Annotated in this window: 5 protein-coding genes and 1 riboswitch; of the genes, 2 read left to right on the top strand and 3 right to left on the bottom strand. The window is 64.1% G+C overall.

What is annotated here, in order from left to right:
* Positions 1-187 precede the first annotated feature (187 nt).
* Positions 188-267: riboswitch (SAM riboswitch) on the top strand.
* 74 nt (positions 268-341) lie between these two features.
* Entirely contained in the window at positions 342-1,529 is a 1,188-nt protein-coding gene (locus tag IC66_RS0107920) for an O-succinylhomoserine sulfhydrylase (protein ID WP_028140904.1), read from the top strand.
* 115 nt (positions 1,530-1,644) lie between these two features.
* Here IC66_RS0107920 and IC66_RS0107915 read toward each other — a convergent pair whose 3' ends face one another.
* Genes IC66_RS0107915 through IC66_RS0107905 form a run of 3 tightly spaced genes read right to left on the bottom strand, consistent with a single transcriptional unit; the run spans position 1,645 to position 4,679 of the window.
* The gene (locus tag IC66_RS0107915) at positions 1,645-2,637 is read right to left on the bottom strand and encodes an SGNH/GDSL hydrolase family protein (RefSeq protein WP_028140905.1); all 993 of its coding nucleotides are present in this window, start codon (positions 2,635-2,637) and stop codon (positions 1,645-1,647) included.
* Between the two features lie 12 nt (positions 2,638-2,649).
* The gene (locus IC66_RS0107910; RefSeq protein ID WP_038947285.1) at positions 2,650-3,429 is read right to left on the bottom strand and encodes a lipolytic enzyme; all 780 of its coding nucleotides are present in this window, start codon (positions 3,427-3,429) and stop codon (positions 2,650-2,652) included.
* Entirely contained in the window at positions 3,429-4,679 is a 1,251-nt protein-coding gene (locus IC66_RS0107905; protein WP_028140907.1) for an OpgC domain-containing protein, read from the bottom strand. The genes IC66_RS0107910 and IC66_RS0107905 overlap by 1 nt, the downstream gene beginning before the upstream one ends.
* 179 nt (positions 4,680-4,858) lie before the next feature.
* Between IC66_RS0107905 and apaG the strand changes: the two genes are divergently transcribed.
* Positions 4,859-5,251, top strand: coding sequence for a Co2+/Mg2+ efflux protein ApaG (gene apaG / locus IC66_RS0107900; protein WP_026202434.1), 393 nt, complete (start codon positions 4,859-4,861; stop codon positions 5,249-5,251).
* Positions 5,252-5,781 lie beyond the last annotated feature (530 nt).

The raw sequence follows: 5,781 nt of genomic DNA, 5'->3' as shown, positions 1-5,781 counted from the left end.
AGACCCGCCGCCGCCATCGCCGCGATCATGCGGTCGGGCAGGATACCATTGGCGTCGGGCGCGACCGTGAACGTCAACCGGGGGTCCTCATCAGGGGTCAGATGCATCCGGACATGCCGGAAATACAAGTCTTTTACGGCTATCCGATGGACGCCTTGACGGAAAGGGCATTGCGGAATATGAGCATCACTTATCCCGTGGTGATTTGAGCCGGCCGGCTTGCAGCCACGTTAAATAAGTCGCTAAACAGGCCGGGGACCTCTGTGATCCCGGCCCGTGGATATATCCAGGCCGGTTTTTTTGTGACCGTTTTCGACGAGACGGTCATGTCGGAGGTACCTATGTCGAAGTCGACCACCAACTACCGTCCCGAAACCCGCCTGGTCCATTCCGGCACCCTGCGCTCGCAATATGGCGAGACGTCGGAGGCGCTGTTCTTGACGCAAGGCTACGTCTACGACACCGCGGAGCAATGCGAGGCGCGGTTCAAGGGCGAGGATCCGGGCTTCATCTATTCGCGCTACTCCAATCCCACCATCGCGATGTTCGAGCGCCGCATGATCGAGCTCGAAGGCGCCGAAGCCGCCCGCTCGGCGGCGACCGGCATGGCCGCGGTGACGACGGCGATCCTGGCGCCTCTCAAGGCCGGCGACCACGTCGTGGCCTCCCGCGCCCTGTTCGGCTCGTGCCTCTACGTCATCCAGGACCTGCTGCCGCGCTACGGCATCGAGACCACGCTGGTCGACGGTCTCGATCTCGACCAATGGCAGCGCGCCGTGAGGCCGAACACCAAGACGTTCTTCCTGGAGAGCCCGACCAACCCGACGCTCGACGTGCTCGACATTCCCGGGATTGCCGAGATCGCGCACAAGGGCGGCGCGCGGCTCGTCGTCGACAACGTGTTCGCAACGCCGATCTGGCAGAGCCCGCTCGCGCTCGGGGCCGACGTCGTGGTCTATTCCGCGACCAAGCATATCGACGGCCAGGGTCGCTGCCTCGGCGGCATCATCCTGTCGTCGGAAGCCTTCATCGCCGAACACATCCACAATTTCATGCGCCAGACCGGCCCGTCGATCTCGCCGTTCAACGCCTGGGTCCTGCTCAAGGGCCTGGAGACGCTGGGCGTACGCGTGCGCGCGCAGACCGACACCGCCGCGCGCATCGCCGACGTGCTCGCGAGCCATCCGAAGATCTCGCGCCTGGTTTTCCCGGGCCGCGCCGATCATCCGCAGGCAGCGCTGGTGAAGAAGCAGATGCGTGGCGGCTCGACGCTGGTCGGCTTCGAGGTCAAGGGCGGAAAGGCTGCGGCGTTCCGTGTGCTCAACGAATTGAAGCTGGCGAAGATCTCGAACAATCTCGGCGACGCCAAGAGCCTCGTCACGCATCCGGCGACCACGACGCATCAGCGTCTGAAGCCGGAGGACCGCGCCGCGCTCGGCATCAGCGAAGGTTTTATCCGCTTCTCCGCGGGGCTCGAGCATGCCGATGATCTGATCGAGGATCTGACCGCGGCGCTGGAGAAGGCGTAGCCACGTATTCGCAATCGTAGGGTGGGCAAAGCGAAGCGTGCCCACCGTTCTCGATTACAACGACGAGGTGGTGGGCACGGCGCTTTGCGCCTTTGCCCACCCTACGGCAGCGTGCCTACATCGGCCGATAGGTCCGCACATCCCCCGGCACGTTCACGCCCAGCTTGATCTGCCCCACCGAGCGGATGATGTCGTCGCCGAGCAGCTGGGCGAAGCAGGCATAGCCCCAATCGTTCATGTGCAGGCCGTCTGCGATGACGAAGCTCTCGACCGGAATCGATTGGTTCTCGTGCCAGTCGCGCATCACCTCGAAGCGCGGGAAGATGCCGACGTGACGAAGCTCGGCGACCTTGCCGAGCAGCTTCACCATCTTGCCGGCGCTTTCGCCGCGCTGGTTGACGGCCGGCGAATATTGCGGATCGACCAGCACGATGTCGGCGCCGCCGGCGGCCTGGATGCGGCTGATGCCGTCCTCGACCATTTTGGCGGTGTCGCCGGGATCGAGATTGCGCAGCACCGCGTTGGTGCCGACCTGCCAGATCACGAGATCCGGATGCACGTCGATCACCTGGGTCTGGAGACGCTTCATCATCTCGGGCGCATCCTCGCCGCCGACGCCGGCATTGACGACGGTGATGTCGGCGGTCGGATAATGGCGGCGCAGCTGGGCGGCAAGACGATTCGGATAATTGAACTCCGGCGAGCTCGCGCCGAATCCTGCGGTCGACGACGAGCCGAACGCGACGATGAGGACGGGCTGGCCGGCGACGAGCTTGCCCGCGACATGCGGCAGCGAGCCCATCGCCTTGGAGCCGCCCTTCGGCGGCAGGCAGGGCACGCGGTTGAAGACGTCGCCGGCGGATTTGGCGACCTGTTTCACCTTGTCGATGGCGCGCGCGGTGATGCCGCGCTGTTCGGGAGAGGTTGCGGCGACATTGGTCTGTGAGGGCGAGGCGGGCGCGGGATCAGCCGACTGCGCGGGTGCGGGCGTCGCCTGTGCGGCTTGCGTCTGCGCATGGGACTGCGGGGCCGGCGCCAGCAACAACAGCACTGCTGCTGCAGGCGCGGCCAGCCATGCCGTCAGGCAAAAAGGGCGGAGAGAACTCATTAACGCTAGACCTCAATTTTGCTGCTGGGCCGGCTCCAGATGGGCTGCGTCGATCACGAACTGTGCCAACGCCCGGCCAAGGCAATCATGAACCTGCTTCGCCAGTTCGGGCCCGCGGGACGGGCTGAACAGGTCGAACTGACCCTGATCATTCCACTGCCGCATGATCGTGAAGCGATCGAACAGCGGAATATCATGCTCCTGCGCCACGACGCGCATATTATCGAGAAATGGCTGGGCCGAGATCATCGTTTCGGTACGCGGGCTGTACTGCAAATTCATCAAGACGACGTCGGCCCCTGCCTTTTGCAACGCAATAACCCCCTCGGTGACTGCGCTGCGAAATTCGTCGGGATCGATGGATCGGATGGCATCCACGGTCCCGGTCTGCCAGACGACCAAAGTAGGCGTTTTTGCTTCCATCAGCTTAACGAAGGTCGAGGCGGCCTCCTCCGCCGTTCGCTTGCTCTGTATTTCTACGGAGACGTGCACCGCTTCCGACGGCGGCAGCTTTTCCTTCAGAACCGCTTCCATGCGCGCCGGATAGGAGCTGCCCTCCGAGGACGGAATCGTGGTCGAGCGCCTGCCGATGACCAGGATTTCGAGCGGCTTGCCGGCCTTGATGGCCTCGGCGACCTTGGGAAGCTGGCTTTCGCTGGTAAGCAGATAGGACGGCAATTCGCACGCCGCGGGCGCGGTGGCAGCGCCAGGCGCAGCATCGCCCGCCCGCGCCACAGGCGCGGCGAGGCTACCGCATAGCAGGACCAGGCTCAGGAGAACCTTCGCCTTCATCAGCCCCCTCCCGCCAGATCGGCGTTGCCGACGGCGTTTTTGGTTTTCGCACCGCTCTTGTCAGCCACGCGCTTGTACCACGAAATCACCCAGGCCACGCCCCACATGATCAGGACCCCGGAGAGACTAATCAGCGCATGCATGGCTGCCCCGCCGGAGACTTCGGCGAGAATGAAATGCCCGGCGAAGGCCAGGAAGACACCGAGGCAGAAGATCTCGAGAGAATGCTGGCCACATAGAATCAATGGTCGCAGCCAGCGCGATTTCAAGCCCGGCCAATCCCGGGGTAGGAAGCGCACGGTGAGCGCGGCCAGCGCCAGGAAATGCGTGAAGCGCAGCACGTCGAGATCGGTCTTGTCGATCGGATACATCCACTGCTCGACCCGCTTCGGCATGAATTGGGAGAGCTGCGGCACGTACCAGGTCAGCGTCACGTAGAACGCCGCGGCGAGATAGGCGATCGAGATCCACATCGTCACCGGCGAAGCCAGGATACGCGACATCCGTCGCGCACCTCCGAGCGCGCACCATGCACCGAAGACGAACAGCAATTGCCAGGCGAAGGGATTGAAGGCCCAGAAGCCGTTAGGATAGGCCGACAGGTAAAGATCGTATTCCCAGGTGACCGCGTAGAGCGCGACCGAGAGGCCGAGCGTGACGTCGGGACGCCATTTCATCGACCACAGGATCAGCGGCAGTGCCAGCATCAGCACGATGTAGAGCGGCAGCACGTCCATGTTGACGGGACGGAAGCGCAGCAGCAGCGCCTGCACGATGGTGACGTCGGGCTGCTTGAGGAAATCCATGATACCCATCTCTTCGGTGTAGAGCGGGTTCTCGAACCTGGTCGCGACGTAGGAGATTTCGGCGAGGAAGATCGTGAACAGGAAGACGTGGGCGACGTAGATCTGCCAGACCCGGCGCAGGATGCGCGCGGTGGCGATGACGACGCCGCTCTCCAGCATCGCCCTTCCGTAGACGAAGGCGGCGGTGTAGCCGGAGATGAAGATGAAGATCTCGGTGGCGTCGCTGAAGCCGTAATTGCGGATCGTGAACCAGGTCAGCAGACTCGGCGGCAGATGGTCGATGAAGATCAGCCACAGCGCCAGCCCGCGGAACAGGTCGAGCCGGAGCTCGCGCTCGCCGATGGCGGGCAGCGTGATGGCCGGCGCCCTCGCGCGCGGCTTCGCCCCCGCGGGCTTGGCGGTTCCCGCGATCGTCGATCCCGTCACTTGGTCGGCAATGGTCATCGGGGCCTAAAAACCCTTGCGCAAATCGCGACGTCGAGAAGTGTACCGGTCCGGTCGTCGTCTCGCAAAGCGGCCGGATCACGTCCGGGTGTCATTCCCCTCGAATTCTGGCGGGACGATGTCGCCAAAGCCGCCTCCGGCGTTTGGTTCCAGAGCCGGATTTCGGTATGATAGCAACCATGTACCGCGCCGTGACCCGCCAGATCGAAGTGACCGTCGAGCCGAACTTTGTTCCGGAGCAGTCGTCGGCCGACCGCTCCCGCTACTTCTGGTCCTACACCATCGTCATCGTCAATTCGGGCGAGGAGACCGTGCAGCTCAAGACGCGGCACTGGATCATCACCGATGCCTCCGGCCGCCAGCAGGAGGTCAAGGGCGAGGGCGTGGTCGGCGAGCAGCCGATCCTGGCCCCCGGCGAGCGCTTCGAATACACCTCCGGCGTCCCGCTTTCGACCGCCTCCGGCTTCATGACCGGCCGCTACCAGATGGTCACCGAAAGCGGCGAGCGCTTCGAGATCGACGTTCCCGCGTTTTCGCTTGATAGTCCCGACAACAAGCGGGTGTTGAATTAGGGCCTCGCTCGTGTCCCGGACGCGCCGCAACGCGAAGCGTTGCTGCGCAGAGCCGGGACCCAGGGGCGGCCCGGCACGCGGCGAGATGGGCCCCGGCTCTGCAGCGCACCGCACCGGACGATGCTTCGCATCGCCGGGAGCGGTGCGCTGCGTCCGGGGCACGAGAGCAGAGTGTGGCGCACGCATTCTCCACGTCGTCGTTGCGATGCTCCAATGCAGATCCCAGCGGCAGTGCCGTAGGGTGGGCAAAGGCGCTTAAGCGCCGTGCCCACGATCTCCATCGATAAGCAACAAAGACGTGGGCACGCTGCGCTTTGCCCACCCTACGAGATTGAGCTGTGGCAGGCAGCTCGGCTTGCAGACACGCCTTTGCGTTCTCGCGGCTCAATTCGCCCGAGCTTTGCTTCATCGCTCACCCTCATTAGCCAAGAGGGCGCAGGGAAGACCGGGTGCCGGCTCGCACCCGCGGTCCGCTGCGCGAAATGCACGCGCAAGAAGAACCGCACAGCAGCATACAGGTGGTGCCGAAC

This window comes from Bradyrhizobium genomosp. III, assembly GCF_000261705.1.
GTDB lineage: Bacteria > Pseudomonadota > Alphaproteobacteria > Rhizobiales > Xanthobacteraceae > Bradyrhizobium > Bradyrhizobium ottawaense.
This window is presented reverse-complemented; position numbering and strand designations above follow the sequence as displayed.